The following is a 26,669-nucleotide window of genomic DNA, read 5'->3' on the forward strand; positions in this document are numbered from 1 at the left end:
CGTTCCTGCCTTCATAACATCAAGCCGGGGCGAGCGAGCGAGTGCCAGCTCCTCGAACCCCGGCGTCTGTCGTCGGAGTTCGCTCACCTATGCGAGTCATCCTTGCCCAGCCCCGCGGCTTTTGTGCGGGGGTTGTCCGTGCGATCGAGATCGTCGATCGCGCGCTGCAACAGCACGGTGCGCCGGTCTATGTGCGTCACGAGATCGTGCATAACCGGCATGTCGTCGAAAATCTGCGTAATAAAGGGGCACGATTCGTTGAGGAGCTCGACGAGGTGCCGCACGGCGCTGTCGCGATCTTCAGCGCGCACGGTGTCGCCCAGACGGTCGAGCGCGACGCGCAGACGCGCGGGCTCGACGTGCTCGACGCAACCTGCCCGCTCGTCACGAAAGTGCACGTGCAGGGGCGCCAGTACGTCGCGGCGGGCCGCCGGCTGATCCTGATCGGCCATGCGGGCCACCCGGAAGTCGAGGGCACGATCGGCCAGATTCCGGCCGAGGTGATCCTCGTGCAGAGCGAAGCCGAAGTCGATACGCTGACGCTGCCCGTCGATACGCCGGTCGCGTACATCACGCAGACCACGCTGTCGGTCGACGACACGCGCGGCATCATCGAAGCGCTGCAGCGCCGGTTCACCGACCTCGTCGGCCCGGACACGCGCGACATCTGCTATGCCACGCAGAATCGCCAGGCCGCCGTGCGCGAGCTGAGCGAACAGGTTGACGTACTGCTCGTCGTCGGTGCGACGAACAGCTCGAACTCGAACCGCCTGCGCGAGATCGGCACCGAAAGCGGTGTGCCGAGCTATCTCGTCGCCGACGGCTCGGAAGTGAAGGCCGAATGGTTCGCGGGCGTGCAGACGGTCGGCCTGACCGCCGGCGCGTCGGCGCCCGAAGAAATGGTCGAGGATGTAATCAGCGCGCTGCGCGCGCTGGGGCCCGTCGATGTCGCGACGATGGCGGGCCGTGAAGAAAAAGTCGAATTCAAGTTGCCGGCGAAGCTCACGCAAGCTGTCGCCCGCGAAGTTTAAGGAGGACATCCCTTGTCTATTCCGCTGCTCCAGCAAGTCCGTGTCGGCGCCTACATCGTGCGCCAGCACCTGTCCGGCAACAAACGCTATCCGCTCGCGCTGATGCTCGAGCCGCTGTTCCGCTGCAACCTCGCGTGCAACGGCTGCGGCAAGATCGATTATCCGGATCCGATCCTGAACCAGCGCCTGTCCGTCGAGGAATGCCTGCAGGCCGTCGACGAGTGCGGCGCGCCCGTCGTGTCGATCGCCGGCGGCGAGCCGCTGCTCCACAAGGAAATGCCGGAAATCGTCAAGGGCATCATGAAGCGCAAGAAGTTCGTGTACCTGTGCACGAACGCGCTCTTGATGGAAAAGAAGATGGACGACTACCAGCCGAGCCCGTATTTCGTCTGGTCGGTCCACCTCGACGGCGACAAGGACATGCACGACCATTCCGTGTCGCAGGAAGGCGTGTACGACAAGGCGGTCGCGGCGATCAAGGAAGCGAAGCGCCGCGGCTTCCGCGTGAACATCAACTGCACGCTGTTCAACGATGCGATCCCCGAGCGCGTCGCGAAGTTCTTCGACACGCTGGGCCCGATCGGCGTCGACGGCATCACCGTGTCGCCGGGCTACGCGTACGAGCGCGCGCCGGATCAGCAGCACTTCCTGAACCGCGACAAGACGAAGAACCTGTTCCGCGAAATCCTGAAGCGCGGCGAAGGCGGCAAGCGCTGGTCGTTCAGCCAGTCGTCGCTGTTCCTCGACTTCCTGGCCGGCAACCAGACGTACAAGTGCACGCCGTGGGGCAACCCGGCGCGTACGGTGTTCGGCTGGCAGAAGCCGTGCTACCTGGTCGGCGAAGGTTACGTGAAGACCTTCAAGGAACTGATGGAAACGACGGAGTGGGACAACTACGGCGTCGGCAACTACGAGAAGTGCGCGGACTGCATGGTCCACTGCGGCTTCGAGGCGACGGCCGTGATGGACACGATCTCGAACCCGCTGAAGGCGCTGCGCGTGAGCCGCAAGGGCATCAAGACCGACGGCCCGTTCGCACCGGACATCTCGATCGCGAAGCAGCGTCCGGCCGAGTACGTGTTCTCGCGCCACGTCGAGATCAAGCTCGAGGAAATCCAGCGCGCCGGCAAGGGCAAGCTGCAGAAGCCGGCGAAGTCGGCAACGGCCGCTTAAGTCGCGCGTTGCGCCGCGAGAAGGTTCGCGCCTTCGCAGCGGCTGGAATCGAAAAAGCGCCACGGAGTTCATTCGCTCCGTGGCGCTTTTTGTTTTGACGGACGCCGTGTGACGCGCAGCGCTTGCGCGCCTGCGTGCGAGGCCGAGCGTCGGTTGCCTAGCTGCGCGACTCCGCCGCGGCGATCAGTTGCCAGGCGGTCGGGCCCGGATCGAGCAGCGGGTCGGACGGCGGATCGAGATCGTGCGGATGCGCTTCCTCGGACGGCAACGTCTGCGCTTTCGCAATGCCGATTTCGTCGCCGCATACGGTGCATCGATAGATGCCCGCCACCGTCACCTTGCTGCCCGGCGGCAGATTCTCGCTGAATGCGCGGCCACTTCCGCACGTGAAGTAGCCGCCGCTCCTGTATAGCGCCATCGCTCCTCCTGACCGAAACGAATGCGTTCGCGCCGACACGCATGCTCGTCGCAAACGCGAGGATGGATCGTCGTCCGGACACGCCGGGTTCCAGTCATGGCATTAGACGGCGCGCGGCCGCGCGATGGAATCGGACGCGTATGAAACACGGCCCGTGGGCAGCCACTCAATGCAGAACGGCCGGCTCCCGCATCTTCGCCGCGGCCTGCGCGACGAGCCCCGGCTGTTCGGCAGAGGCGAACGTGCAGACATGACGCCACAGCTCGGCCAGCCGATGCCGCGTGAGCGTCGCGACGCACGCGTCGTTCGCGGCGAGCACGCGTTCGAGTACCGCGCATTCGTCGTCGTGCAGCGTCCATGCCCCGCTTTGCGCGGCGCGCGCCACGCTCGCGTCCAGCACGCGCTCCGCGTCGACGCACAGGTCGATGGTCGCGTCGGGAGAGACCGCATCGTCGAGCGCGAGGAACACCAGATACACGCTCGTGCGCAGCCGCATCAGCAGCGTTTCGCTACCGTGCTCGCCGCGCAGCGCGACCAGCGCCATATGGCATTTCAGCGAGATGTCGCGGGCATGCGCGGGCGGCAGCGGCAGCAGCCATTCGCGCGTCAATGGCGGATGGCGACGACCTTTTCGGGCAGCCTTCATGATTCGCCCCCGCTCGCGGACACGTCGCCCTTCGCCGATCCCGGCCACGCGCCACGGCACACGACGGCGCCGCGGCCCGCGTCGCGCAGGGCGTTCGCCCGGCGTCGCATGCCGTGCACATCGGCGCGCCGTCGCATCGAGCCCGCTTCCGGCAGCCTGCGTATCGCCGACGCACGCCACACGCCGGACAATCGGTTGGGGCATGCCATGATCGTCTCCTGCATCAAAACGTGTTCTCGCCCTTCAGGTAGTACGCGGTTTTCACGAAGAACGCCTTCACCGGATGGCCGGTCTGCGCGTCGCGGGCCGCCCGCGCTTCCATCGCGGCCTTCTCGTCGCGCCACCGGTCGGGCATCGGGTTGTTCACGCGCGCGAGGGCGCGCTGCATCGCGAGCGGATAGTTCTGGTTGCCGGCCGTCGTCGCGCGATAGCCCGCGCGCGTCATCTGCATCAACTGCACATCGGTCTCGGCACGCGCCGCCGACCAGGTCAACGGCGCGGCATGCGGGGTGTCGCCAGCGCCGATCGACTGCGCAAAACCGACGGCAGGCAGCGCAACCAGTGCGCAGGAAAGAACAGCAACGGGAACGAGGGATCGCATAATGGCCTCCAGATGGTTGTCTCCGCATCGATCCATCATCGATGCGTTGAAATCATCGTATGTCGGGCCGCATCTCGCTTGAATAGCCGAATCCGCAATTGTTATTTTCAGGTGCGGCATTCGGCGTGCGCACCGCGTCATTCGCGAATCCCGCCGGCATGGAATTTCTTTATTTCATTCAATGACCTGATCGGATTTTTACCGACGATCCGGTGGGGCGCTCACGCCGCTCTTTCAATTTTCGAAATGACGTGTTGCCGGTGCGATGCCGGCCAGCGCGCCTGCCCGCAAGGCTCCGGCGTGATATCGCGCACGCGGAACGCGCCGAAACGATCTCAGCGGATCGGCCGATTCTCCTGATGCAGGACAAATCATCCGCATCGACTTGCCGGATCGAGACACGACGCAAGTGGCGAGGACGCGCGATAATCACGCATCGGTCGATTCGCACGGCATCTCACGCATTTCCCTTTTTAATCGAGTCCCTCCATGGCTGCCCTCGACATTACCGCCATCGACAGCTGGCACGCGCACGTCTATTTCGATGCGGCAAGCCGCGACGCGGCCTGGGCGTTTCGCCAGGTCGTCGACGCGCGGTTCGGCGCGGTCATCGAACTCGGCCGCTTTCACGAACGCCTCGTCGGCCCGCATCCGGCCTGGTCGTACCAGATCGCGTTCGACGCCGCCCGATTCGACGACATCGTGCCGTGGCTCGTGCTGAACCACGGCGCGCTCGACATCTTCCTGCATCCGAATACGCACGACGAACTGCGCGACCATCGCGATTGCGCGGTGTGGATCGGCAAGTCGTATGCGCTCAATCTCGACGCGCTGGCCGGCTGAGGGCCGACGTCCGACCGCGTTCGCCGCGGCGGGGCATCCACGTTTCGGGGCGACGTGAAACGTCTCGCGACGGTACGCCCGTACAGTGGTTTCCGTGATCGACTTCCGGAAATCCGCCATGACACCCGCAGACACCGATGCCGACGCCCGGCGCATCCATGAAGACTGGCACGCCGCCGTCGTCGCCCGCGACCTCGACGCGCTGATGTCGCTGTATGCCGACGACGCGGTGCTCGAAACCCCGCTCGTCGTCGCCACGCTGCCCGCGCACGGCTCGGGCGTGCTGCACGGCAAGGCCGCGATCGGCGCATTCTTCGCGGCCGGCCTGCGCAATCCGGACAACCCGCTCGGGCGCTGGTACCGGACCGGGCTGTTCTTCTCGAATGGCCGTCAGCTCGTCTGGGAATACCCGCGCGCAACGCCGGACGGCGATCAGGTGGATCTCGTCGAAGTGATGGATCTGCGCGACGGGCTGATCGCGCATCATCGCGTGTACTGGGGATGGGTCGGGTTCAGCGCGCTGCGCGGCGCCGCGCGCCGGTAGCGCCTACTCCGGCCGACGCGCCACGCACGCGGCGTCACCCGCTCGACGCCCCGTGCCGCTCACGCGACATACATCGCGACACTGACGAACTGGCACAGGCTGCCGGCCAGCACGAAAAGGTGCCAGATGCCGTGGCCGTGGCGAATGCGTTCGTCGTTGATGAAGAAGTAGATCCCCGCGCTGTAGATCACGCCGCCGGCCACGAGCCATGCGGTGCCGATCGGCGGCAGCGCATGGATCAGCGGACGCACGGCGACGAGCGCGAGCCAGCCCATCAGCACGTACAGGATCATCGACAGCAGGCGCGTGCGGCGCCCGAGCGTCAGTTCCTGCACGATGCCGAACACGGCGAGCCCCCAGCTCACGCCGAACAGCGACCAGCCCCACGGGCCGCGCAGCGTGACCGGCGTGAACGGCGTGTAGCTGCCGGCGATCAGCAGGTAGATCGCCGAATGGTCGCATTTCTGCAGGATCGCCTTCAGGCGCGGGTTGCGCACGCTGTGATACGCGGTCGAGATCGCGTAGAGCAGGATCAGCATCGCGCCGTACACGCTGAAGCTCACCACCTTGTACGGGTCGCCTTCGAGCGCGCCCATCGTCACGAGCGCGACGAGGCCGGCCACCGACAGCACCGCGCCGACGAGATGGGAAATGCTGTTGAAACGCTCACCGGCATGCACGACGTGTTCTCCTGCGGAGCCATCGGGAAAAGAGGGAGCCCTATGATACCGGCGGCCGGATATCGCCGTGCTGCGCCCGGGCAAACGGCTGGCGCGCGCCGTGCGAGGCGCGCCGCCGGCCCGCCAAAGAAAAAGCGCCGCGACATTCGTCGCGGCGCTTCCCTTTCGATCACCGGACCGATTCGTCAGGTGATTGCAACGGCCCGGTTCAGCAACACTTCCCGGCACCCGACCCGTAGCGCGCATTCTGACGCTCGCGGAAGAATTCCTCGTACGTCATCGGCTCGCGGTCCGGATGGGTTTCGCGCATGTGCGCGACGTAGGTATCGTAGTCGGGCAGGCCGACCATCAGCCGCAACGCCTGCCCGAGGTAACGCCCCGCGCTGCGCAGGTCGCTGCCAAGATCGCTGAACATCGCGGCCTCCCCTTAACGTCCGCTGCCGAGCGCCTGCGCGGCCGGCATCGCTTCGTACGGCGTCTCGCGCACGGTCGGCTTCGACTCGCGGCGCGCGCGCAGCACGGCGATCACGCCGTACACCGCGATCGCCACGACGACGAAGATGAACAGCCCGGCCAGCGCCGCATCGATGTAGTCGTTGAAGATGATCCGCTTCATCTGCGCGATCGACTTCGCCGGCGCGAGCACCTTGCCTTCGTCCACCGCGGCCTGCAGCTTCGCGGCGTGCGCGAGGAAGCTGACCTTCGGGTTCGCGTCGAAAATCTTCTGCCAGCCGGCCGTCAGCGTGCAGATCAGCAGCCACACGGTCGGCACGATCGTCACCCACGCATAGCGCTCGCGCTTCATCTTGAACAGCACGACGGTGCCGAGCACCAGCGCGATCGCGGCGAGCATCTGGTTCGAGATGCCGAACAGCGGCCACAGCGTGTTGATGCCGCCGAGCGGATCGACCACGCCCTGGTACAGGAAGTAACCCCACGCAGCCACGCACAGCGCGGTGGCGACGAGGTTCGCCGGCAGCGATTCGGTGCGCTTGAGCGCCGGGTGGAACGTGCCGAGCAGATCCTGCAGCATGAAGCGGCCCGCGCGCGTGCCGGCATCGACGGCCGTCAGGATGAACAGCGCCTCGAACAGGATCGCGAAGTGATACCAGAACGCCATCATCGCTTCGCCGCCGATCACCTGGTGCAGGATGTGCGCCATGCCGACGGCCAGCGTCGGTGCGCCGCCCGCCCGCGCGATGATCGTCGTTTCGCCGACGGCTTTCGCGGTCTGCGTCAGCATGTCGGGCGTCAGCACGAAGCCCCATTGCGTGACGGTGCTGGCGACCGCTTCCGGCGTCGAGCCGAGCACGGCGGCCGGCGCGTTCATCGCGAAGTAGATGCCCGGCTCGATCACGCACGCGGCGACCAGCGCCATGATCGCGACGAACGATTCCATCAGCATCGCGCCGTAACCGATGAAGCGCGCGTTGGTTTCGTTGTCGATCAGCTTCGGCGTCGTACCCGACGAGATCAGCGCGTGGAAGCCCGACACCGCGCCGCACGCGATCGTGATGAACAGGAACGGGAACAGGTTGCCCGACCACACCGGGCCCGTGCCGTCGACGAACTTCGTCAGCGCGGGCATCTTCAGTTCCGGTGCGACGACCAGGATGCCGATCGCGAGGCCGAGGATCGTGCCGATCTTCAGGAACGTCGACAGGTAGTCGCGCGGCGCCAGCAGCAGCCACACCGGCAGCACCGACGCGACGAAGCCGTAGCCGATCAGGATCCACGTGAGCTGCGTGCCGCTGAACGTGAACCACGCGGCGAGCGTCGGCGAATCGTGCACCTGCTGGCCGAACGCGATCGACGCCATCAGCAGCACGAAGCCGATGATCGACACTTCGCCGATGCGGCCCGGACGGATGTAGCGCGTGTAGACGCCCATGAACAGCGCGATCGGAATCGTCGCGGCGACGGTGAACGTGCCCCACGGCGAATTGGTCAGCGCCTTCACGACGATCAGCGCGAGCACCGCGAGGATGATCACCATGATCAGGAACGCGCCGAACAGCGCGATCACGCCGGGCACCGTGCCCAGCTCCATCTTGACGAGATCGCCGAGCGAACGGCCGTCGCGGCGCGTCGAGATGAACAGCACGATGAAGTCCTGCACCGCGCCGGCGAACACGACGCCGGCCAGGATCCACAGCATGCCGGGCGTGTAGCCCATCTGCGCGGCGAGCACGGGGCCGACCAGCGGCCCGGCGCCGGCGATCGCGGCGAAGTGATGGCCGAACAGCACGTACTTGTTGGTCGGCACGTAGTCGAGGCCGTCGTTGTACTTGACCGCCGGCGTCATCCGCAGCCCGTCGAGCTGCATGACCTTGCTGGCGATGAAACGGCTGTAGAAGCGATACGCGATCAGATACACGCAGACTGCGGCGATCACGATCCAGAGGGCACTGACGCGCTCGCCGTGCGCGAGTGCGATCGTGCCGAATGCGAACGCGCCGAGTAGCGCGACCGCGATCCAGAGCAGGGTACTGGAAGCCCGATTCATGGCGTCTCCTGGTCTCCAATGTGTTTTTGAGTGGATGCGGCGAGGGCCGAACCCGCGTGACGTCGATGCGTCGTGCCGCAGCCTCGCGGAGACTGCGGCGATGGGCCGTAGTATTCCGCGCGACGGGGGCCGCTTACAAGCGGACAACTACGTATGACGATCTACGTAGAATTACGTAGATCGTTGGCGCGTGCACCTCGTCGGGCGACGATTGCCCGCGACCGGCGAGCCACGTACAGTATTTGCCTGCCTCCATTCCGGAATCCCCATGCCGATCGCATTTCAGAAGATGAACGCGAATGGCGATGACTTCGTCATCGTCGACCTGCGCGGTAGGAAACACGATCGCGCGCATCCCGTCGACGGCGACCTCGTGCGGCGCATGGGCGATCGGCATCGCGGCATCGGCTTCAACCAGCTCGCGGTGATCTCGGACGGCGACGACACGGCCGCCCGCGTCGCGTTCCGGAATCCCGACGGCTCGGCGCTCGATACCTGCGGCAGCGCGACGCGCGGCGTCGCATGGAAGCTGATGCGGGAGACCGGCGCGGCGTCGATCGTGCTGCGCACGAATCGCGGGCGCCTGCATTGTTCGCAGGATGCGGACGGGCTGATCAAGGTCGAGATGGGCGCGCCGCGGCTCGGCTGGCAGGACATACCCTTCGCCGAAGCCGCCGACACGCTCGCGCTGCCGCTGCCGGGCACGCCGGCCGCCTGCAGCATGGGCAATCCGCACTGCACGTTCTTCGTCGACGATCCCGACACGCTCGACGTCGCCGCACTCGGCCCGGCGATCGAAACACATCCGCTGTTTCCGCAGAAAACCAACGTCCATTTCGTGCGGGTCATCGATCGCACGCACATTCGCCTGCGCATCTGGGAACGCGGCGGCGGCGTGCCGCTCGGCTCCGGTTCGTGCTCGTGCGGCGCGGTGGTCAACGGCATCCGGCGCGGGCTGCTCGACGATACCGTGCGGGTGACCTGCGACGGCGGCGACGTCACCGTTCACTGGGACGGCGCCGGCAGCGTGTTCCTGAGCGGGCCCGTGACGGCCGGCTTCAGCGGAGTGTGGCCGTCATGACCGACGACGCGCAAACCTTCCACGCGCTGCGCCCGCGCCTGCAGAAGATCGCGTACCGGATGCTCGGCTCCGTCGCGGATGCCGAGGACATCGTGCAGGACGTGTGGCTGCGCTGGCACGACGCGGCGCGCGACAGCATCGAGAACGCCGAGGCGTGGCTCGTCGCGGTCACGACGCGCACGTCGATCGATCGCCTGCGCGCGGCGAAGATCCGGCGCGAGCACTACACGGGTATCTGGCTGCCCGAGCCGGAGCTCGGCGAATCGCCCGCGACGCCCGAGGAAATGACGGAGCGCGCGAGCGACGTATCGGTCGCGTACCTGCTGTTGCTCGAACGGTTGACGCCGGAAGCGCGCGCGGCGTTCCTGCTGCACGAAGTCTTCGAATTCGACTACGACCGGATCGCCGACGCGATCGGCAAGACCGAAGCCGCGTGCCGGCAGCTCGTCAGCCGGGCCCGCGCGCGGCTGCGCGACGACGCCTCGCCGCGGCATGCGGTGCCGCATGAAACGCATCGCCGGCTGCTGCAGACGTTCACGCATGCGCTCGCGCAAGGCGACTTCCCGTCGATCCAGGCGTTGCTCGCCGAAGATGCGATGCTGATCGGCGACGGCGGCGGCCACGTCCAGAGCTTCCCGAAACCGATGGTCGGCGGCCGGCGCATCGCTCAACTGTTCTATGCGACGTGGTTGCGCTGCGGCAGCGGCGTCGAAATGCGGCCGGTCGTGCTGAACGGCGAGTGGGCGATGCTGCGCTTCATCGACGGACAACTCGAATCGGCGATGTCGTTCGACACCGACGGCACGCGCATCGGCCGGATTCTCGTGCAGCGCAACCCGGAGAAGCTCGCCCGGATCGCGAGCGCCTGCGCCGCCGGCTGACGCGCGCATCGCCGCGCGCCGGCACCGGCCGCGCTCGCCGCCGAGCCCGGATTGGTGCAGCGCGCGCAACACGATGCGTCCCTGTACGTGGCTACCGCGCCCCGGTGCACACTCCTAAGATGATTTCGCGCGGCGCCCTGCCGCCCACGACGCCCGCGCAACGCGGGCCAGCCTCTTCGTCGCCAGGAGAAATCATGACGCAGCGTCTCAACTACATTCAACAGTCGCCCGAGCTGTTCCGGAAATTCCTCGAACTCAGCAACCTGCTGCGCAACAGCGCGATCGAGGAATCGATCCGCGATCTCGTGTCCGTCCGGGCGTCGCAGATCAACGGCTGCGCGTTCTGCCTCGACATGCACGTGAAGGAGGCGCGCATCCACGGCGAGCGCGAGCTGCGCCTGCATCATCTTGCGACGTGGCGCGAATCGACACTCTTCTCGCCGCGCGAGCGGGCCGCGCTCGCGTGGACCGAAGCGCTGACGACACTGTCCGCGCACGGCGTGCCGGACGACCTCTACGACCGTGTGCGCGGCCAGCTCTCGGAAAAGGAATTGTCGGACCTGACGTTCGAAGTGATGGCGATCAACGGCTGGAACCGCGCGAATGTCGCGTTCCGGACCGTGCCGGGCTCGTCCGACAAGGCCTTCGGTCTCGACAAGGCCAATCTCGCCTGACGGCCGCGCCCGACGGCAGGCCACGCCCCTCCCTCGCTGCCGGCCGCCGGCCGGCGGCCCACCGGAAACCACCACCATGATTCGCATGAAACACGTGCTCGCGGCCGCGCTCGTCGTCGCGGGCGCCGCGACCGGCGTCGCCCGAGCGGCGCCCTCGGCCATCGTCACGCCGCTGATGACGAAGTCGCTCGACGCGTACCCGGGCAAGGAAGCCCTGATGATCTCGGTCGAGTATCCGCCCGGCGCGGTCGACCCGGTCCATCGCCACCACGCCGACGCGTTCGTCTATGTCGTCGAGGGTTCGATCGTGATGCAGGTGAAGGGCGGCGAGCCCGTCACGCTGAAACCGGGCCAGACCTTCTACGAGGGCCCGAACGACCTGCACACGGTCGGACGCAACGCGAGCCGGACGCGGCCCGCGAAGTTCATCGTGCTGCTGTTGAAGGACAAGGGCGCGCCCGTGCTCGTGCCGGAAAAATAACCGGCTCGCACGCCGCCGCGCCCTTTTTTGAAAAAATGCGGCGGGCGGTGTCACAGGCGGCAGCGCTGAACCGTCTAGTCGCATACGGACACCACGATTCCAGCGCCCCCATGCCCGACACCTCCATTCGCCGCCCCGATGCCGACGATCCGTTCGCGCGCAGCTTCTCGACCTGCTATGCCGGCGTGGTCACGTTCCTCGCCGTCGTCACCGAGGGCAGCTTCGCACGCGCGGCCGATCGCCTCGGCGTCGGCCGCTCGTCGGTCAGCCGCCACGTGCAACGGCTCGAGGACCGGCTCGACGCCCGCCTGTTCCAGCGCACGACCCGCAGCATGTCGCTGACGCGCGAAGGCGAGCTCTTCTACGAAAACTGCCGGCCCGGCATCGAGCACCTGGCGCAGGCGCTCGAGGACATGCGCGAGCTGCGCAGCGGCCCGCCGAGCGGGCACCTGCGCATCGGCTCGACGCCCGGCTTCGGCCGCAAGGTCGTCGCGCCGCTGTTGCGCGATTTCCATGCGCGCTATCCGGACATCACGCTCGACCTGCTGTTGAACGACCGGCCGGCCGATTTCTCCGCCGACCGCATCGACGTCGCGTTTCGCGACGGCCGCATGGAGGACAGCGCGATCGTCGCGCGCCGGCTGATTCCGATGCAGATGATCGTCTGCGCGTCGCCGTCGTATGCGCACCGGCACGGCCTGCCGCGCCACGTCGACGACCTCGCGCGACATCGCTGCATCAACCTGTGCACCGCATCGGGCCGCGTGACGGAATGGGAATTCAGGATCGACGGGCTGACGCAGCAGCGCCAGCTCGCCGCGCATCACACGTTCAACGACATCGATCTCGTCGTGCGCGCGGCGCTCGACGGCCTCGGCATCGCGCAACTGCCGGCGTACCAGGTGTGCGACCTGCTCGCCGACGGCCGGCTGGTGAGCTGTCTCGGTCAGCACGCGCCGGACGACGGCGGCCACTATCTCTGTTACCTGAGCCGCAAGCACCTGCCCACGCGCATCCGCGTGTTCATCGACTACATGATCGAACAGACGCGTGCGCGCGACCTGCAGTGCCTGACGACGATGACGACGATGGCGCCGCTGGAGACCGTCGATTGATGCATGCACGACAACACGGTGAGGGCCTGCCGGACCCTACCGGATCGGGCGGCGCATGCCTACGATGCGGGCTGTTCGACACGCATCCGGATCCGGCAAGGCGCCGTTCGGCAAGGTCCGGGCCCGATCGCGCGAACGCGATGAGCGCCGGTTTCGGCAGATTCAAGCGGCGCGCATGTCGCGCGCCCGTTCAAGGAGAGCAATCGTGAAAATCGTCGTGATTGGTGGTACCGGCCTCATCGGCAGCAAGGTCGTCAGGAACCTGATCGCACGCGGCCACGACGCGGTGGCGGCGGCGCCGTCGACCGGCGTCGATACGATCACCGGCGCGGGACTGGACGACGCGCTCGCCGGCGCGGAGGTCGTGGTCGATCTCGCGAATTCGCCGTCGTTCGAGGAAGCGGCCGTGAAGGCGTTCTTCGAGGCGTCGGGGCGCAACCTGTTCGCCGCGGAGCGCGCGGCCGGCGTGCGCCATCACGTCGCGCTGTCGGTGGTCGGCACGGACCGGCTGCAGCAGAGCGCATATTTCCGCGGCAAGATCATCCAGGAAAACCTGATCCGCGAAGCAGGCGTGCCGTACACGATCGTGCGCTCGACGCAGTTCTTCGAATTCGTCGGCGCGATCGCGCAGGCCGGCGCGCAGGGCGATACGGTCCGGTTGACCACCGCGCACTTCCAGCCGATCGCATCGGACGACGTCGCGGCCGCCGTGACCGACTTCGCGCTCGACGCGCCGCGCAACGGCATCGCCGAAATCGGCGGCCCCGAGCGCGTGCGGATCGCCGATCTGGTCGAGCGTTTCCTGTCGGCGACGCACGACGCGCGCACGGTGACGCGCGACGCCAGCGCCGACTACTTCGGCGCGGTGCTGCAGGACGACACGCTCGTGCCGGCAGCCGGTGCGCGCCTCGGCGCGACGACCTTCGACGCGTGGTTCCGGCAGAACGCGCTCGCGCGCTGAACGCCACAGCCGGATCCCGCACGCCATGACGCCGCTGCGCCCGCCGCCGCTCTCGCTGCTCGACCGGTATCGCGGACGAGAACCGCAGACGCTGTACTCGACGACGGTGACCGTCACGGGCGGCGCGGCGGAGCACGGCCGCGCATCGGGCGTCGCGCGTTCCGACGACGGGCGGCTCGATGTCGAGCTGCGCCTGCCGTCCGCGCTCGGCGGCCCCGGCGACGGCCTCAATCCGGAGCAGTTGTTCGCCGCCAGCTATGCGGCGTGCTTTCATGGCGCGCTGAGCCTGCTGGCCGCACGGGCGGGGGTGTCGATCGCCGGTGCCTCGGTGTCCGCATCGATCGACTTCTGCCGCGATCCGATGGACGGACTGTTCATGCTGAACGCGAACATTCGCGTGCGGCTGCCGGGCGTCGAACGCGCGGTGGCGGAAGAACTCGTCCGCAACACCGAGCGTTTCAGTCCGTATACGAAGATGGCGCACGAAGGGATCAGCCACGTGGTGGCGCTGGCGCCGACGGACGATGCGCACGAACGCTAAACGGCACGCACGTTCAACCCATCATCTTCACGAGAAAGTCATGCAGTCATTCGACAACAAGGTGGTCCTCATTACCGGCGGCGGCGCCGGCATCGGGCTGGCAGCGGCCGTCGCGTTCGCACGCGAAGGTGCGCGCGTCGTCATCACGGGCCGCCGCGAAGATGCGCTGTCCGCCGCCGCGCGCAGCGCGCCCGGTATCGACTACGTGGTCGCGGACGCCGGCGATCCGGCCGATGCCGCGCGCACGATCGACGAAGCGGTCGCACTCGCGGGGCGGCTCGATGTGCTGGTCAACAATGCGGGCGCAGGTGCAATCCTGCCGCTCGGGTCGGCGACCTTCGAAGCGATCAGCGCGATCTTTTCAGTCAATACGCTCGGACCGTCGATGCTCGCGACCGCCGCATTGCCGCATCTGAAAGCAGCCCGCGGCAGCATCGTCAACGTGTCGAGCACGTTCGGACACAAGGCTGCGGCGCTGCTGTCGCACTATGCAGCGAGCAAGGCCGCGCTCGAGCATCTGACGCGCTGCTGGGCGCTCGAGCTCGCATCGGCGGGCGTACGCGTGAACGCCGTCGCGGCGGGCCCGACGGAAACGGACTTCCTGTCGGAACGGATGAAGCTGTCGGCGCCCGACATCGAAGCAATCAAGGCGCAGGAGCGCACGCGCATTCCGCTTGGTCGGCGCGGCGAGCCCGCGGACGTCGCGAACTGGATCGTGTCGCTCGCGTCGCCGCTGGCGGCATGGATGACGGGGCAGGTGATCACGGTCGACGGCGGGCTCGACGCAACCTGACCGTCGCGAGGACGCGCGGCACGCGACGTACGACGCGTGCCGCGCGAAGGGGCAAATCAGTGCTTTTCGTCGAGCTTCTTCGGCTTCGGCGGCGACGGCACCTTCGCGTACTGGAACGCCGGCGTGGCCTTCAGCGCCTCCTTCGTCGCGCCCGGCAGATAGATGTTGCCGTTGCGCACGTCGAGCGACGCGATCGGCACCGCGACGTCGTGCGCGGCCACGCCGAGGAAGCCGCCGGCCGACACGATCGCGGCCGACACCGAGCCGTCCGGCGCGACGATCAGGTCACGCACCTTGCCGACTTTCTGGTTCTCGTCGTTGTAGACGGTCTTGCCGAGCACGCTCTTCTTCACGCTCCAGCCTTCGAGGAGCGCCTGCGATTGCTCGACGGTCACGCTGATGGGCTGCGCGCCCGCGATCTGCGCATGCGCGCTGACGCTCGACGCGAGGACGGTTGCTGCGATGAGGGTCTTGTAGAACTTCATATGCGTTGCACTCCGGTTCGGTTGTTGTGGATTCCGGGAACGAAGCGGCGCGGGCGCAACGGCTGATCGGTACGCACCCAGCGGATGGACGCCCCACAGATGGCCGCCCCGCGGATGGCCGCCCCGCGCTTCGTCGGTCGCATGGCGGCCGGCCGCGCCGCCATTGCGTGTGTGCGTGGCGGACCGGCATGGCCGGGCCGCAGCGTGCAACACGGAGTTCATGGTAGCGGCAATTGGCGGATCGTGCGTTCGGCGTGCGACGTGGCCGGTGGGGCAAACCGGATCAGGATCAAGGACCACGCAGAACAGCGGGGCGCGCGGCGCGAAAATAAAGGCGCCGCGGCCTGTCGATCAGGACGCCGTCGCTGACGCGCCGCCGATCGTCGCAGCGCCGCGAATGACGCGGCGGACGCCGGGACGCGACGCGGTATCACGCATTCCGCGAATACACCCTGCGATGCCGCACCGCCTCCGCCAGCACATCGAGCACCGGCTCCGTCTGCGTCCAGCTCAGGCACGCATCGGTAATCGACACGCCGTACTTCAGCGGCACGCCCGGCTTCAGGTCCTGCCGCCCGGCTTCGAGATGGCTTTCCACCATCACGCCGACGATCCGGTGCTCGCCCTGCCCCAATTGCCGCGCGAGGTCCTGCGCGACCTCGATCTGCCGCTCGTGCGACTTGTTCGAGTTCGCATGCGAGCAGTCGACCATCACCTGCTCGCGCAAGCCGGCCTTGCGCAGCACCGCGCAGCACGCCTCGACATGCTCGGCATCGTAGTTCGGGCCGTTCTTGCCGCCGCGCAGGATCACGTGCGCATCGTCGTTGCCGCGCGTCTCGAAGATCGCGGCCATCCCCATCTTCGTCATCCCCATGAACGCATGGCTCGCGGCCGCGGCGACGATCGCGTCCGACGCGACCTGCACGCCGCCGTCGGTGCCGTTCTTGAAGCCGATCGGGCAGCTCAGCCCCGACGCGAGCTGGCGATGGCTCTGGCTCTCGGTGGTGCGCGCGCCGATCGCGCCCCACGCGATCAGGTCGGCGATGTACTGCGGGCTCAGCAGGTCGAGGAATTCGGTCGACGCCGGCAGGCCGAGCGCGTTGATGTCGAGCAGCAGTTGCCGCGCGGCGCGCAGCCCTTCGTTGATGCGGAAGCTGCCGTCGAGGCGCGGATCGTTGATGTACCCCTTCCAGCCGACCGTCGTACGCGGCTTCTCGAAGTACACGCGCATCGTGATCAGCAGGTCGTCCTTCAGCGCGTCGGCGGCGACCTTCAGCCGGCGTGCGTAATCGAGCGCCTGGTCGTGATCGTGGATCGAGCACGGGCCGACGACGAGCAGCAGCCGGTCGTCGCGGCCGTGCAGGATGTCGCCGATCGCGCGGCGCGTATCCTCGACGAGCGTCTGCGTGGCGGCCGGCACCGGCAGCTCGTCGAGCAGCAGCGCGGGCGAAATCAGCGGACGCACGGCGCCGATGCGGACGTCGTCGATGCGGGTGGTGTCCTGCGTCGCGTCGGCGCTGCCTACCTCGCGATCGTGGGAAGGATTGTCGAGGTTCTGCATGGTGATTCTCCGGGGGACGTCTGTCTGGAATGATGGGCAGGCTCGATTATGGCACCCGGACGAGGTGGCAGCGGGGTACGGCGACGCAGTGCGGGCGGCGGCCGCGGCAGTCACGCGACCGAGGTCAAACGAGACAAAAAAGGCGACCCGTAAAAGGGTCGCCCGCCGTTCGCCGCGTTGCGCGGCAGCGGCTAGTGCAGCGTCTCGGGCGCGAGCGAATTGCTCGGCAGCAGCGACGTCAGCCAGCAATTGTTCGGCGCGGCTTTGCCGTTGAAGCGGTCGTAGAGCCACGGCAGCATGCCCGCCACCCACGGCACGATCGCGCCCACGTGTTCGAGCGGATACTCGGTGTACGTGACCGCCGTGCCGCTGGCGCAGAATTTCTGCGCCAGCGCGCGCACGTCGTACGCGAGCATCACGCCGTCGCCCACCTGGCTGCCGAACGTGCCGTCCAGCGCGCCCGCGGTGCCCTGGCCGATGAACATCGGGATCGTCGGCGACGCGGCCAGCCCCGCATTCACCTTGTTCGCATAGGTGACGTACACCGGAATGCTGTTGATGTCGTTCGCGTATTGCGGCTTGAACAGCGTGCCCCAGCGCAGGCCCGTGTACTTCGGCAGGATGTACGCGAGCGACTGGCTCTGGATGTCCTTGAACACGGCGACGCCCGTCTCGCTGAGGTACGGCGTCAGGTCGAAACCGTAGCCACGCGACAGCCCGGCCAGTGCGGCCGCGGCGACGCCGCCCCACACGATGCTGCCGTCGACGTAACGCAGGTTGTGCGCCGGATCGACCAGCACGCCGCCTTCCGCCGCACCGACGAGCTGCCGGTTGACGTCGGGCGCATAGCTCGGCGCGAGTTGCGCGGCCCAGTTGGTCGCGATCGCGCCGCCGGAATAGCCGATCATCGCGACCTTGCTCGACGGACTCAGCCCGGTCGACGGCGTATTGAGCGCGGCGCGGATCGAATCGAGCGTCGTCATCCCGTATTCGGGGCCGGCCGCGAAATCGGCCGTCTGGCCCTCGGTATCGGGCACGATGACGTTGTAGCCGAGCAGCAGCAGCGTCGCCAGCGGGATCGATTCCGCGCTGTACAGCAACGTGCCGACGTTGATCACCTTGGTCACGTCGCGGTCGCCGGCGATCACCTGCGACGGTTCGTCGTACGGGTTCAGCGAATCGTAGGCCGACTGGTACGAGATCGCCCGGCCGTTGCTGACCGGGCTGCGGATCACCGACGTCACGTTGACGACCGGTTGGTTCAGCGCGTTGTGGGTGCGATACAGCAGCTGCTGCGCGGTCACCGCGGTCGGCATGCCGGCCACGTGATAGGTGACGTTGCGCGTCTTGACCACGGTGCCCGGTGGAACCGATGCCAGCGGCGTGGTGCCGGTGTATGTGTAGAACGGATCGGAAACGGCCGGTGCGGCGGCGCCGGCCGGCGGTGCGGCGACGGCCAGTGCGGCCGACACCGCGGCCGCGGCCATCATGAAACGTCTGGAGGACATGGGTGGAGGCCCCTGGGATAACCTGCTTGCATCGAAGGAAATTCGGCGGTGTTGCAGACCATCTCGATTGCCGCTTCAACGGCGTTTCCGTGCCATCGACTGTCTCCTGTAAGTGAATGATCCGGTTTGTTCCGATTCTGTAATTTGGTAGGACTGCAAAGCTGATTCATTGAAGCACAACGCGAATGCGTTCGAGATGCGTTTTCGACTGTTTGAAGGTAAACGTCTAAACTGGCTTGCCACGCGAGGCGAGCGCCCCGGCCGTTCGGCCGAATGTTCGCGTTCGAGCGAAGTACCGTACGATCATGGCTGTCCGATAGCGAGGCGGCCCGTCGTGCCACGTCGGCCGCCCCGTGCACCGCTTGCCCGTGACCGATCGTTTCCTGCTCAACCGACACGCCACGATGACCGTCTCCGAACTGCTCCGCGCCATCCGCCAACCCTATGCCGACCTGCTCGCGAAAGCGGCCACGCAACCGGCGATCGTCGTTGAACCGGCCTACCGGCGCGCCGACGGCACGCTGGCCACCGAAGGCCCGCTCGCGCTGCCGTGCCGCGCCGACACCATCGCGACCGAGGGCGAGGCGGCCGGCCAGCCCGCGATGGTCGATTCGGCCACGCAACTGGATTTCGAGCCGTTCGCCTTCGAACTGGAAACGGCGGCCGTGTCGATCCAGCCGTTCGTGTGGGACTGGGCCGCGGTCGAAGCCGACGGTCTCGACGAAAGCACCGCGAACGATGCGTTCAAGACGTGGTTCCTCGCGTGGTTCGACGTGGACGACGAGAACACGCCGGCCGAGGACGGGCTGCACGGCATCGTTCACTACCTGTCGGAACCGGTTCGCACGGAACAGGGCTGGCGCATCCACGCGGATCTCGGTTCCGCGCCGGAGACGGCCGTCGAGGATCTGCTGTTCCGGCTCGTCGACGCGGGCGCGACGCGGATCAGTGTTGGTTGATATGCACCTTCATCGTTCCCCCATCCTCATGAAAACCACCCGGTTATCGCCGTTGATGCGCCCGTTCTTCCGAAGCGCGTGCGTCTTGATCGCACTGCACGCGGGCTTTGCGAATGCCGCGCCGCGCACCGTCTATGAAGGGACGCTGCAAGGCGCCGGCACCGTCGTGATGGAACTCGACGATCGCCCGGCCGCGGACGGCACGATCTCGGGTCGCTATTTCTACGCGCAGTTCGGCGTCGATATTCCGCTGCGCGGCAAGCCCGCGCGACTCGTCGAGCCGCTCGTGCGCACGCAATTGCCGGACGATGCGCGCTCCGCGCCGGAATACAGCGACAAGCCCGATTTCGATCATGGGGCGGCCACCTGGCAGGGCACGCGGGACAAGGACGGCTATCGCGGCCGATGGACCGATGCGCGTTCAGGCAAGACACGTACCTTCGCGTTGCGCCGCGTGGCGGCATACGATCCCGACTCGGTTGCGCCCGGCTCGGTCGAAGCCGTCACCGCGCTCGTGGCGGGCGGTGTCGGCAGCGGCATCGCCCGCGGCGCGGACATCGACATGCAGCACGCGCCTTACGCCGCGTTGAAGCTCGCCGGGCATGCGCAGCCGGTCGGCCCCGAGGTTGGCGACGGCACGGTGGCGTACCGGATGTGGCGTGACCCGCGCACGGTGCTCGCGTATCCGCGACTGAGCCGTCATCCCGATCCAACCGTGATGGCGCGCGTCAACCATCTGCTCGAACAGCGGCACTGGCAAATGAGTCTCGCGGCGCTCGAATGCGCGTCGACCCGCTATACCGACGACGGCCCGGCCGCCGGCACGCTCGGCAGCTACGACGACGAGCGCGTGACGGTCACGTGGCTGTCGCGTGCGGCACTGGGCATCGTGGAAGCCGGCAGCACGTACTGCGGCGGCGCGCACCCGGCCAATCACTACGATCCGGTCACGTTCGACCTGCTGCGCGGTGCGTATCTCGACTGGAATCGCGTAATCGATGCGGCCGCGCCGGCCGACGACCGTGAATCGGCAACGAGCGCCGCGATGGTGAAGTTCATTGCGCGGCTGCGCGACGAAGCCGCACCGGGCAACCAGCCGACGGACGGCGACGGCGATTCGCTGTCGTGCGCCGACGTGTTCCCGCAGTATCTGGCGTTCGAACTCGATGCACCGGGCAAGCTGTCGTTCGTCGTATCCGGCATCGGTCACGCAATGGGTGCCTGTCTCGGCCCGCAGCTCGACGCGCCGTTTGCCGCGCTCAAGCCGGTCCTGAGACCGGGCGGCGCGCGCTACCTCGTCCCGGGCGTCAAGCTGAAGTGACGCGGCGGTGCGCGCGCACCGCCGGCACTGCATCAGGAAGCGATCAGGACGCGTCGCCCGGCGTGTCGACGTCGATGCCGAGTTCGCTCGCCATCCGTTGAACCAGCGCATTCAGGCGCGTCACTTCGTCCGCAAGGCGCTTCTGTTCGGCCTTCAGCGCCTCGAATTCGGAAGGCGGCACCGAATCCGCGCCGCCGCCCGCATCCGCGCTCGCGAAGTCGGCCATGTTCACCTCGCCGCACATCAGGTGCATCCAGCGGTTCTCGCGCGCGCCCGGTGCACGCGGCAGCCGGACGACGAGCGGCTGCGCACGCGCCGCGAGTTCGTCGAGGAACGCCTCGACCGACGAGATATCCGCGAAGCCGTGCAGGCGCGCGCTGTTCAGGCGCAGCTCGGCGGCCGTCTGCGGGCCGCGCAGCAGCAGGATCGTCAGCAGCGCGATCGCCTGGCTCGGGATGCCGAGCACGCGGTTCATGTTGTGTTCGAAACGCGGCACGCGGCTGCTGCTGCCCTCCATCACGAGGCTCAGGTGCTTCAGGCCGTCGAGCGCGGTCGTCACTTCGTCCTCGCTCACGTTCATCACAGGCGCGCGCGCGGTTTTCTGGTTGCAGCCCGCGGTCAGCGCGTTCAGCGACAGCGGGTAGGTATCCGGCACCGTGTGCTGTTTCTCGACGAGCACGCCGAGAATGCGGGCCTCGAGGGGCGTGAGTTCGCGAAGGGCGCGGGGCGTGGGCGTATCCGGCGTGGTGTTCATGAGTGACATCGCAGCGTGCAGCAGGTGAAGGGAAACGGTCGCGGCCCGTCCGGCATCGCGCACGGGCGAGCCATATGATAGCTCGCGACGCTCGGCCCGGCGCCCTTGGCGCAGCAGCGTGCGGACTTGCCGCAGCGGGCTTTCGTCGGACGTAGCGGCGCGCGCGATAGCGTGCGGCGCAGCGCGGCGATGCGCGTGCGCGGCACCGCAGCTTCATCCTTCGCGCGCGCCGGGCGTTTGCGCGATGCGCATGCCGGCGCTACGATAGACGTTCATCCCGATATCAGCGGCGCCGCACACGACCGCCTTCACACGTCGATACCACGCAGCACCCGCGTTGAATGCGCTGCCGCCGTGCCTGCGCCGCTCGTCAAACCCGTTCACCCCCTCACCGGTTCACCACCATGACTGCATCTTCTTCCGCACCCGTGCGCGCCATCGTCACCGGACACACCCGCGGCGTCGGCGCGGCGCTCGCCGAACAACTGCTGCAGGAAGGCATCGCCGTGCTCGGCGTATCGCGTAGCCGTCATCCGTCGCTCGCGTCACGGGCCGGCGAGCGCTTGACCGAGGTCGAACTCGATCTGTCCGACTCGAAGACGATCGCGAGCTGGCTGGCCGGCGACACGCTGCGCCGCTTCGTCGACGGCGCGTCGCTCGTGCTGCTGTTCAACAACGCGGGCATCGTCGATCCGATCGGCCCGCTCGCCACGCAGGACCCGGCGATCGTCGCCCGCGCAGTCGGCCTGAACGTCGCCGCGCCGCTGATGCTGTCGGCGGCGCTCGCGCAGGCCGTATCGGCCGCGACCGAATGCCGGATCGTGCACCTGTCGAGCGGCGCGGCTCGCAACGCGTATGCGGGCTGGAGCATCTACTGCGCGACCAAGGCCGCGCTCGATCACCATGCGCGCGCGGTCGCGCTCGACGCGAACGGCGGGCTGCGCATCTGCAGCGTGGCGCCGGGCGTCGTCGATACGGGCATGCAGGCCACGATCCGCGCGACCGACGAAGACAATTTCCCGATGCGCGAGAAATTCGACCAGTTGAAATCGAGCGGCGCGCTCGCGACGCCCGAGGCGACCGCCCGGCAACTGATCGGCTATGCGCTGAGCGACGCATTCGGTACCGAGCCGACGGCCGACGTGCGCAACCTGCCGACGCAGTAGGCGTCGGACGCGGCCCGTCATCCTTCGAGCCGCTTCGTCCAGTCCTCGACCTGCCGCGCCGTCCGGCGTTTTTCCAGCATCGCGCGCCAGCCGGGCGGCAGCAGCGGCACGTCGCACAGCGCATCGAGCGCGGCCATGTCGAGCATGCGGCGATACAGCACGTCGAGCACCGTCGACAGCGGCCACTGCGGGTAGCGGCGCTCGTGCAGCGCCAGCACATCGCCCGCCGCCACCCAGCCTTCCTGCAGCACGCGGTAGTACCAGCCGGTCCGGCCGCTGTGCTGCACGAGCGCCGCCATCCGCGGATGGTCGAAGCGTGCGTTGAGCTTCCAGCATGGCTGCCGCGACTGCGAGACCTGGAGCACCGCGCCGCCCAGCTTGAACACGTCGCCGAGACACACGTCGTGCTCGGTGATGCCGCGCGTCGACAGGTTCTCGCCGAACGCGCCCGGCCGGGCGAGCACGTCGCGCGCGCCGATCTGGTCGGCCCACCACGCATAGTGATCGTGCGCGTAGTGGTGAACGGCCTTGTCGGGGCCGCCGTGATGCCGCGCATCGGCCTGCTCGTCGCCGGCAAACCCGAGCGCGCCCAGCCACAGGCGCGCATCCACCGGCTGCTTGTCGATCGCGCTCGCGTGCGGCGTACCGGCGAGCGGCCGGCTCGCGCCGATCCGCACCGCGCCGATGGCCGCCGCGATCGCCGGCCGCGCGTCGCCGCTCATGCCGCCACACCGTCCGGCAGCGCCGCGAGCAGGCGCTCGAGTTCGCGCGTGCGTGCCTCGCCGAGCGGCAGCAGCGGCCGCCTCGGTTCGCCGGCGTCGAAGCCGCGCAGCCTCAGCCCGGCTTTCACGGTCACCGGCAACCCGCCGTTGACGATGAACTGCAGCAACGGCAACTGCGCGTGAAAAACCGATCGGGCGCGCACGAGGTCGCCCGTGCGCATCGCGTCGAACAACGCGAGCGGCAACGCGGCGTTGAGATTCGGCGCGGCCGTGCACCATCCTGCCGCGCCCGCGGCCAGCGCGGCGAGCGCCATCGGATTGCTGCCGTTGTAGAACGGGATCGTCCCGTCGCTCAATTGCGCGAGCCGGTGCATCCGGCCGATGTCGCCGGTGCTCTCCTTGACCATCGTCACGTTGTCGACGGTCCGGCAGATCGTCGCGATCAGCTCGGGCGACATGTCGACGCCGCTCGTCGCCGGGTTGTTGTACAGCATGATCGGGATGCCGATCGCGTCGCCGATCGCACGATAGTGCGCGACGATCTCGTCGTTGCCGAGCTTCCAGTACGACACCGGCAGCACCATCACCGCATCGGCGCCGGCCTGCTCGGCGAAGCGGGCGCGGCGCACCGCGCCCGCCGTCGTGAGATCGGAGATTCCGACGACGGTCGGCACGCGCCGGCGCACCGCGCGAATCGACGCGGTGGCGACGGCCTCCCATTCGGCATCGGACAGGTAGGCGCTTTCGCCGGTGCTGCCCAACGGCGCGATCGCATGAACGCCGTCGGCGACCAGGCGTTCGATCAACGCATCGAGCGCGGTCAGGTCGACGCCGCCGTCGGCGGAGAATGGCGTGACCGGGTAGGCAATGATGCCTTTCAGCAGGATGGACACGATATGCATTCCTCAATGATTGTCTGGCGAAGTGGTAACGATGCGCCGATTCACGCGACGCAATCCTGATGCGTACGCAATGCGCGGCGCGCGTAGTAGTCGAACGTCACCGCATCGCGCTTCGGCTTCGAGATCCAGTCGTGCGCTTCACGCGCCAGGGCGGGCGGCACCGGCTTGATCTCGCCGGCCGACATCGCGAGCAGTTGCAGTTTTGCCGCGCGTTCGATCAGCAGCGCGAGGATGCATGCCTCCTCGATCGTCTTGCCGACCACGAGCTGCCCGTGATGCGACAGCAGGATCGCGCGCTTGTCGCCGAGCGCCTTCGAGATGATCTCGCCCTCCTCGTTGCCGACCGGCACGCCCGGCCAGTCCTTCAGGAACGCGCAGTCGTCGTACAGCGGGCAGGCGTCCATGTGCGACACGACGAGCGGCTGCTCGAGCATCGACAGCGCCGCGACATGCGCCGGGTGCGTATGGATGATGCAGTTCACGTCCGGGCGCTCGCGATAGATCCACGTATGGAACCGGTTGGCCGGGTTCGGAATGCCTTCGCCATCGACGACGTCGAGATCCTCGTTGACGCGCAGCAGGTTCGCGGCCGAGATCTCGTCGAAGCCGAGCCCGAGCCGCTGCGTGTAGTACGTGCCGGCCGCATCCGCGCGGCAGGTGATCTGCCCGGCCAGGCCCGAGTCGTGGCCGGCGTCGAACAAGATCCGGCACGTCAGCGCGAGCTTTTGCCGCGCGGACCAGCCGCTGTCGCCCACCGCGTTGTCCAGACGCCGTTCCGCCAGCGCGACCAGCGCTTCCTTCGTCAAATTCAGCGTTTCCGCCATGTTCGCCTCCTGAATGAACCGGGCCTGCCACGCCGTCCGCGGCCGTTTCCCCGGTCACACGTGACACACGATACACCTAATGACACTTTGTGTCATGCGTTACAATCGGTTTTTCGAAGGACACCTGGCGCCCCATGACGATTCGCCTGAAGCTGCTCAGAAAACAGAAGGGCTGGACGCTCGACGTGCTGGCCGACGAGACGGGCCTCACCAAGAGCTACCTGTCGAAGGTCGAGCGCGGCCTGAGCGTGCCGTCGATCGCGGTCGCGCTGAAGCTGTCGAAGGCGCTGAACGTCGACGTCGAGCAACTGTTCTCGGAAAGCCGCAATCGCGAGCTGATCACGGTCACGCGCGCCGGCGAGCGCACCGCGATGGGCGCGGCGGCCGACCGCCACGCGCACCGTTTCGAGAGCATCGCGGCCGGCGTCGCGCCGAAGAAGATGCTGCCGTTCGTCGTGCATCCGCCGCACGAATTCGTCGCGTCGACGTTCCGCGAGCACGAAGGCGAGGAATTCCTGTTCGTGCACAAGGGGCGCGTCGAAATCGAATTTCCGAACGAGACGGTGCAACTCAGGGCTGGCGATTCAGTCTATTTCAACGCACTCATCCCGCACCGCACGCGCAGCCTCGGCACCGCGCAGGCGGAGATCCTGGTCATCGTCAGCCACGACGACTAGCCTCGTCACTTCTTCGCGCAAGGATCTTCCGATGGTCACCAAGGCCACCGCACCGTTCCAGCAGATCAAGACGCTCGTTCGCCAGAACGTCGAGTCGGGCGACTGGCGCCCCGGCGACCGCATCCCGTCCGAGCTCGACCTCGCCGCGCAGTTCGGCGTCGCGCGCATGACGGTCAACCGCGCGCTGCGCGAGCTGACCGAGGAAGGCGTGCTGAAGCGCATCGCGGGCGTCGGCACCTTCGTCGCCGAGGTGAAGCCGCAGTCGAACCTGCTGATGATCGCGCACATCCGCGACGAAATCCGCGCACGCGGGCACGAATATCGCTGCCGCGTGCTGAGTCGGTCGAGCGAACCCGCGTCGTTCGACGTCGCCGCCGCGTTCGGCCTGCCGGTCAACACGCCGGTCTTTCACGTGGTGTGCGTGCACGAGGAAAACGGCCGCCCGATCCAGCTCGAGGACCGCTACGTGAACCCGGCCGCCGCGCCCGGCTTCATCGACCAGGATTTCGAGGCTGAGCCGCCGTCCGAGTACCTGTACAACAACGTGTCGCACTACGAACTGGAAATCGAGCACGTCGTCGATGCGTCGCTGCCCACCGGCGAGCAGGCGCGGCTGCTCGACATGCGCGCCGACGAGCCGTGCCTCACGCTCACGCGGCGCACGTGGACGGACGGGCTGCCCGTCACGTTCGTGCACTTCCTGCATCCGGGCAACCGCTACCGGCTCGGCTCGCGCTTCAAGCCGGGCGCGGGGCGCCACCCGACCTGATCCTTCGGCGCACGCACGCCCCCGAACGCACGGCAGCCGTTTCGTCATGAAA

General features: G+C 67.6%; 30 protein-coding genes. 17 read left to right on the forward strand and 13 right to left on the reverse strand.

Going from position 1 to position 26,669, the window contains the following annotated elements; translation table 11 throughout:
• The first annotated feature begins 89 nt into the window (after positions 1–89).
• Together ispH and hpnH are read left to right on the forward strand one after the other, a co-directional pair.
• Positions 90–1,031 (forward strand): 4-hydroxy-3-methylbut-2-enyl diphosphate reductase, encoded by a 942-nt coding sequence (ispH, locus tag H0X95_RS20745; RefSeq protein WP_006485062.1) that lies wholly within the window; start codon positions 90–92, stop codon positions 1,029–1,031.
• A gap of 12 nt (positions 1,032–1,043) precedes the next feature.
• Positions 1,044–2,204, forward strand: a complete 1,161-nt coding sequence (gene hpnH / locus H0X95_RS20750) for an adenosyl-hopene transferase HpnH (RefSeq protein ID WP_006480287.1) — start codon at positions 1,044–1,046, stop codon at positions 2,202–2,204.
• Between the two features lie 157 nt (positions 2,205–2,361).
• Here hpnH and H0X95_RS20755 read toward each other — a convergent pair whose 3' ends face one another.
• The 3 genes from H0X95_RS20755 to H0X95_RS20765 form a co-directional block, all read right to left on the reverse strand.
• Entirely contained in the window at positions 2,362–2,622 is a 261-nt protein-coding gene (locus H0X95_RS20755; RefSeq protein WP_006485063.1) for a hypothetical protein, read from the reverse strand.
• A 166-nt stretch (positions 2,623–2,788) separates the two neighbouring features.
• Entirely contained in the window at positions 2,789–3,268 is a 480-nt protein-coding gene (locus tag H0X95_RS20760; RefSeq protein ID WP_006485040.1) for a hypothetical protein, read from the reverse strand.
• A gap of 223 nt (positions 3,269–3,491) precedes the next feature.
• Entirely contained in the window at positions 3,492–3,869 is a 378-nt protein-coding gene (locus H0X95_RS20765; RefSeq protein ID WP_006485009.1) for a hypothetical protein, read from the reverse strand.
• Between the two features lie 489 nt (positions 3,870–4,358).
• Here H0X95_RS20765 and H0X95_RS20770 point away from each other — a divergent pair, with 489 nt between their 5' ends.
• Positions 4,359–4,712: a DOPA 4,5-dioxygenase family protein gene (locus H0X95_RS20770; protein ID WP_006494334.1), complete on the forward strand. Its 354-nt coding sequence runs from the start codon at positions 4,359–4,361 to the stop codon at positions 4,710–4,712.
• Positions 4,713–4,830: 118 nt separating this feature from the next.
• Positions 4,831–5,256 (forward strand): nuclear transport factor 2 family protein, encoded by a 426-nt coding sequence (locus H0X95_RS20775; protein WP_059722168.1) that lies wholly within the window; start codon positions 4,831–4,833, stop codon positions 5,254–5,256.
• Positions 5,257–5,315: 59 nt separating this feature from the next.
• On the opposite strand, the gene trhA is transcribed toward H0X95_RS20775, so the two are convergent.
• From trhA to H0X95_RS20790, 3 genes are all read right to left on the reverse strand, one after another.
• Entirely contained in the window at positions 5,316–5,936 is a 621-nt protein-coding gene (trhA, locus tag H0X95_RS20780) for a PAQR family membrane homeostasis protein TrhA (protein ID WP_196446149.1), read from the reverse strand.
• Between the two features lie 208 nt (positions 5,937–6,144).
• On the reverse strand, positions 6,145–6,351 hold the full coding sequence (locus H0X95_RS20785) for a YbdD/YjiX family protein (RefSeq protein WP_006480280.1): 207 nt from the start codon (positions 6,349–6,351) through the stop codon (positions 6,145–6,147).
• Between the two features lie 12 nt (positions 6,352–6,363).
• On the reverse strand, positions 6,364–8,442 hold the full coding sequence (locus H0X95_RS20790; RefSeq protein WP_034203154.1) for a carbon starvation CstA family protein: 2,079 nt from the start codon (positions 8,440–8,442) through the stop codon (positions 6,364–6,366).
• A gap of 268 nt (positions 8,443–8,710) precedes the next feature.
• Here H0X95_RS20790 and dapF point away from each other — a divergent pair, with 268 nt between their 5' ends.
• The 8 genes from dapF (at position 8,711) to H0X95_RS20830 (ending at position 14,969) form a co-directional block, all read left to right on the forward strand.
• Positions 8,711–9,523: a diaminopimelate epimerase gene (gene dapF / locus H0X95_RS20795; protein WP_059722170.1), complete on the forward strand. Its 813-nt coding sequence runs from the start codon at positions 8,711–8,713 to the stop codon at positions 9,521–9,523.
• The gene (locus tag H0X95_RS20800; RefSeq protein ID WP_034203152.1) at positions 9,520–10,404 is read left to right on the forward strand and encodes an RNA polymerase sigma-70 factor; all 885 of its coding nucleotides are present in this window, start codon (positions 9,520–9,522) and stop codon (positions 10,402–10,404) included. The genes dapF and H0X95_RS20800 overlap by 4 nt, the downstream gene beginning before the upstream one ends.
• Positions 10,405–10,598: 194 nt before the next feature.
• Entirely contained in the window at positions 10,599–11,078 is a 480-nt protein-coding gene (locus H0X95_RS20805; RefSeq protein ID WP_059722171.1) for a carboxymuconolactone decarboxylase family protein, read from the forward strand.
• A gap of 76 nt (positions 11,079–11,154) precedes the next feature.
• Positions 11,155–11,559, forward strand: a complete 405-nt coding sequence (locus tag H0X95_RS20810) for a cupin domain-containing protein (RefSeq protein ID WP_059722173.1) — start codon at positions 11,155–11,157, stop codon at positions 11,557–11,559.
• A gap of 110 nt (positions 11,560–11,669) precedes the next feature.
• Entirely contained in the window at positions 11,670–12,674 is a 1,005-nt protein-coding gene (locus H0X95_RS20815) for a LysR family transcriptional regulator (RefSeq protein ID WP_006485021.1), read from the forward strand.
• A gap of 205 nt (positions 12,675–12,879) precedes the next feature.
• Complete coding sequence (locus H0X95_RS20820) at positions 12,880–13,635, forward strand: SDR family oxidoreductase (RefSeq protein ID WP_012493629.1); 756 nt, start codon at positions 12,880–12,882, stop codon at positions 13,633–13,635.
• 25 nt (positions 13,636–13,660) lie between these two features.
• Positions 13,661–14,176, forward strand: coding sequence for an Ohr family peroxiredoxin (locus H0X95_RS20825; RefSeq protein WP_059722175.1), 516 nt, complete (start codon positions 13,661–13,663; stop codon positions 14,174–14,176).
• Positions 14,177–14,216: 40 nt separating this feature from the next.
• Complete coding sequence (locus H0X95_RS20830; RefSeq protein WP_006485028.1) at positions 14,217–14,969, forward strand: SDR family NAD(P)-dependent oxidoreductase; 753 nt, start codon at positions 14,217–14,219, stop codon at positions 14,967–14,969.
• 56 nt (positions 14,970–15,025) lie between these two features.
• Here the strand turns inward: H0X95_RS20830 and H0X95_RS20835 are convergent, their stop codons facing one another.
• The 3 genes from H0X95_RS20835 to H0X95_RS20845 form a co-directional block, all read right to left on the reverse strand.
• Positions 15,026–15,454, reverse strand: coding sequence for a PRC-barrel domain-containing protein (locus tag H0X95_RS20835; protein WP_006485034.1), 429 nt, complete (start codon positions 15,452–15,454; stop codon positions 15,026–15,028).
• Between the two features lie 430 nt (positions 15,455–15,884).
• Positions 15,885–17,015, reverse strand: coding sequence for a 3-deoxy-7-phosphoheptulonate synthase (locus H0X95_RS20840; RefSeq protein ID WP_059722176.1), 1,131 nt, complete (start codon positions 17,013–17,015; stop codon positions 15,885–15,887).
• A gap of 191 nt (positions 17,016–17,206) precedes the next feature.
• Positions 17,207–18,523 (reverse strand): lipase family protein, encoded by a 1,317-nt coding sequence (locus H0X95_RS20845; protein WP_048988830.1) that lies wholly within the window; start codon positions 18,521–18,523, stop codon positions 17,207–17,209.
• A gap of 404 nt (positions 18,524–18,927) precedes the next feature.
• Here H0X95_RS20845 and H0X95_RS20850 point away from each other — a divergent pair, with 404 nt between their 5' ends.
• Together H0X95_RS20850 and H0X95_RS20855 are read left to right on the forward strand one after the other, a co-directional pair.
• The gene (locus H0X95_RS20850) at positions 18,928–19,482 is read left to right on the forward strand and encodes a hypothetical protein (protein WP_006494325.1); all 555 of its coding nucleotides are present in this window, start codon (positions 18,928–18,930) and stop codon (positions 19,480–19,482) included.
• Between the two features lie 55 nt (positions 19,483–19,537).
• Entirely contained in the window at positions 19,538–20,803 is a 1,266-nt protein-coding gene (locus H0X95_RS20855) for a hypothetical protein (RefSeq protein ID WP_059722178.1), read from the forward strand.
• A gap of 43 nt (positions 20,804–20,846) precedes the next feature.
• Here H0X95_RS20855 and H0X95_RS20860 read toward each other — a convergent pair whose 3' ends face one another.
• Entirely contained in the window at positions 20,847–21,557 is a 711-nt protein-coding gene (locus tag H0X95_RS20860) for a YceH family protein (RefSeq protein WP_034203459.1), read from the reverse strand.
• A gap of 404 nt (positions 21,558–21,961) precedes the next feature.
• On the opposite strand from H0X95_RS20860, the gene H0X95_RS20865 reads away from it, so the two are divergent.
• A complete protein-coding gene (locus H0X95_RS20865; protein WP_059722179.1) occupies positions 21,962–22,723 on the forward strand; it encodes an SDR family oxidoreductase in 762 nt (253 codons plus the stop codon).
• Between the two features lie 17 nt (positions 22,724–22,740).
• On the opposite strand, the gene H0X95_RS20870 is transcribed toward H0X95_RS20865, so the two are convergent.
• The 3 genes from H0X95_RS20870 to H0X95_RS20880 are packed head-to-tail and all read right to left on the reverse strand — an operon-like array spanning position 22,741 to position 25,171.
• Entirely contained in the window at positions 22,741–23,445 is a 705-nt protein-coding gene (locus tag H0X95_RS20870; RefSeq protein WP_059722181.1) for an MOSC domain-containing protein, read from the reverse strand.
• Complete coding sequence (locus H0X95_RS20875) at positions 23,442–24,338, reverse strand: dihydrodipicolinate synthase family protein (protein ID WP_043204490.1); 897 nt, start codon at positions 24,336–24,338, stop codon at positions 23,442–23,444. The genes H0X95_RS20870 and H0X95_RS20875 overlap by 4 nt, the downstream gene beginning before the upstream one ends.
• Positions 24,339–24,388: 50 nt before the next feature.
• Entirely contained in the window at positions 24,389–25,171 is a 783-nt protein-coding gene (locus tag H0X95_RS20880; protein WP_006485038.1) for an aldolase, read from the reverse strand.
• Between the two features lie 134 nt (positions 25,172–25,305).
• Here H0X95_RS20880 and H0X95_RS20885 point away from each other — a divergent pair, with 134 nt between their 5' ends.
• Together H0X95_RS20885 and hutC are read left to right on the forward strand one after the other, a co-directional pair.
• Entirely contained in the window at positions 25,306–25,848 is a 543-nt protein-coding gene (locus H0X95_RS20885; RefSeq protein ID WP_006485051.1) for a helix-turn-helix domain-containing protein, read from the forward strand.
• 31 nt (positions 25,849–25,879) lie between these two features.
• Positions 25,880–26,617 carry a histidine utilization repressor gene (hutC, locus tag H0X95_RS20890; protein ID WP_006485039.1) on the forward strand — a complete coding sequence of 246 codons (738 nt, stop codon included), beginning with the start codon at positions 25,880–25,882 and terminating at the stop codon, positions 26,615–26,617.
• The last annotated feature ends 52 nt before the right edge of the window (positions 26,618–26,669 follow it).

Origin of the sequence: Burkholderia sp. 9779_493, assembly GCF_015712215.1 — a bacterium.
Taxonomy (GTDB): Bacteria; Pseudomonadota; Gammaproteobacteria; order Burkholderiales; family Burkholderiaceae; genus Burkholderia; species Burkholderia cenocepacia.

What these genes read in the sequence shown, in the direction of transcription:
- ispH (WP_006485062.1), top strand. Translation starts at nt 90, where the DNA reads ATGCGAGTCATCCTTGCCCAGCCCCGCGGCTTTTGTGCGGGGGTTGTC.
- H0X95_RS20755 (WP_006485063.1), bottom strand. Translation starts at nt 2,622, where the DNA reads ATGGCGCTATACAGGAGCGGCGGCTACTTCACGTGCGGAAGTGGCCGC.
- H0X95_RS20760 (WP_006485040.1), bottom strand. Translation starts at nt 3,268, where the DNA reads ATGAAGGCTGCCCGAAAAGGTCGTCGCCATCCGCCATTGACGCGCGAA.
- H0X95_RS20765 (WP_006485009.1), bottom strand. Translation starts at nt 3,869, where the DNA reads ATGCGATCCCTCGTTCCCGTTGCTGTTCTTTCCTGCGCACTGGTTGCG.
- H0X95_RS20770 (WP_006494334.1), top strand. Translation starts at nt 4,359, where the DNA reads ATGGCTGCCCTCGACATTACCGCCATCGACAGCTGGCACGCGCACGTC.
- H0X95_RS20775 (WP_059722168.1), top strand. Translation starts at nt 4,831, where the DNA reads ATGACACCCGCAGACACCGATGCCGACGCCCGGCGCATCCATGAAGAC.
- H0X95_RS20785 (WP_006480280.1), bottom strand. Translation starts at nt 6,351, where the DNA reads ATGTTCAGCGATCTTGGCAGCGACCTGCGCAGCGCGGGGCGTTACCTC.
- H0X95_RS20790 (WP_034203154.1), bottom strand. Translation starts at nt 8,442, where the DNA reads ATGAATCGGGCTTCCAGTACCCTGCTCTGGATCGCGGTCGCGCTACTC.
- dapF (WP_059722170.1), top strand. Translation starts at nt 8,711, where the DNA reads ATGCCGATCGCATTTCAGAAGATGAACGCGAATGGCGATGACTTCGTC.
- H0X95_RS20800 (WP_034203152.1), top strand. Translation starts at nt 9,520, where the DNA reads ATGACCGACGACGCGCAAACCTTCCACGCGCTGCGCCCGCGCCTGCAG.
- H0X95_RS20805 (WP_059722171.1), top strand. Translation starts at nt 10,599, where the DNA reads ATGACGCAGCGTCTCAACTACATTCAACAGTCGCCCGAGCTGTTCCGG.
- H0X95_RS20810 (WP_059722173.1), top strand. Translation starts at nt 11,155, where the DNA reads ATGATTCGCATGAAACACGTGCTCGCGGCCGCGCTCGTCGTCGCGGGC.
- H0X95_RS20815 (WP_006485021.1), top strand. Translation starts at nt 11,670, where the DNA reads ATGCCCGACACCTCCATTCGCCGCCCCGATGCCGACGATCCGTTCGCG.
- H0X95_RS20825 (WP_059722175.1), top strand. Translation starts at nt 13,661, where the DNA reads ATGACGCCGCTGCGCCCGCCGCCGCTCTCGCTGCTCGACCGGTATCGC.
- H0X95_RS20830 (WP_006485028.1), top strand. Translation starts at nt 14,217, where the DNA reads ATGCAGTCATTCGACAACAAGGTGGTCCTCATTACCGGCGGCGGCGCC.
- H0X95_RS20835 (WP_006485034.1), bottom strand. Translation starts at nt 15,454, where the DNA reads ATGAAGTTCTACAAGACCCTCATCGCAGCAACCGTCCTCGCGTCGAGC.
- H0X95_RS20840 (WP_059722176.1), bottom strand. Translation starts at nt 17,015, where the DNA reads ATGCAGAACCTCGACAATCCTTCCCACGATCGCGAGGTAGGCAGCGCC.
- H0X95_RS20845 (WP_048988830.1), bottom strand. Translation starts at nt 18,523, where the DNA reads ATGTCCTCCAGACGTTTCATGATGGCCGCGGCCGCGGTGTCGGCCGCA.
- H0X95_RS20850 (WP_006494325.1), top strand. Translation starts at nt 18,928, where the DNA reads ATGACCGTCTCCGAACTGCTCCGCGCCATCCGCCAACCCTATGCCGAC.
- H0X95_RS20855 (WP_059722178.1), top strand. Translation starts at nt 19,538, where the DNA reads ATGCGCCCGTTCTTCCGAAGCGCGTGCGTCTTGATCGCACTGCACGCG.
- H0X95_RS20860 (WP_034203459.1), bottom strand. Translation starts at nt 21,557, where the DNA reads ATGAACACCACGCCGGATACGCCCACGCCCCGCGCCCTTCGCGAACTC.
- H0X95_RS20865 (WP_059722179.1), top strand. Translation starts at nt 21,962, where the DNA reads ATGACTGCATCTTCTTCCGCACCCGTGCGCGCCATCGTCACCGGACAC.
- H0X95_RS20870 (WP_059722181.1), bottom strand. Translation starts at nt 23,445, where the DNA reads ATGAGCGGCGACGCGCGGCCGGCGATCGCGGCGGCCATCGGCGCGGTG.
- H0X95_RS20880 (WP_006485038.1), bottom strand. Translation starts at nt 25,171, where the DNA reads ATGGCGGAAACGCTGAATTTGACGAAGGAAGCGCTGGTCGCGCTGGCG.
- H0X95_RS20885 (WP_006485051.1), top strand. Translation starts at nt 25,306, where the DNA reads ATGACGATTCGCCTGAAGCTGCTCAGAAAACAGAAGGGCTGGACGCTC.
- hutC (WP_006485039.1), top strand. Translation starts at nt 25,880, where the DNA reads ATGGTCACCAAGGCCACCGCACCGTTCCAGCAGATCAAGACGCTCGTT.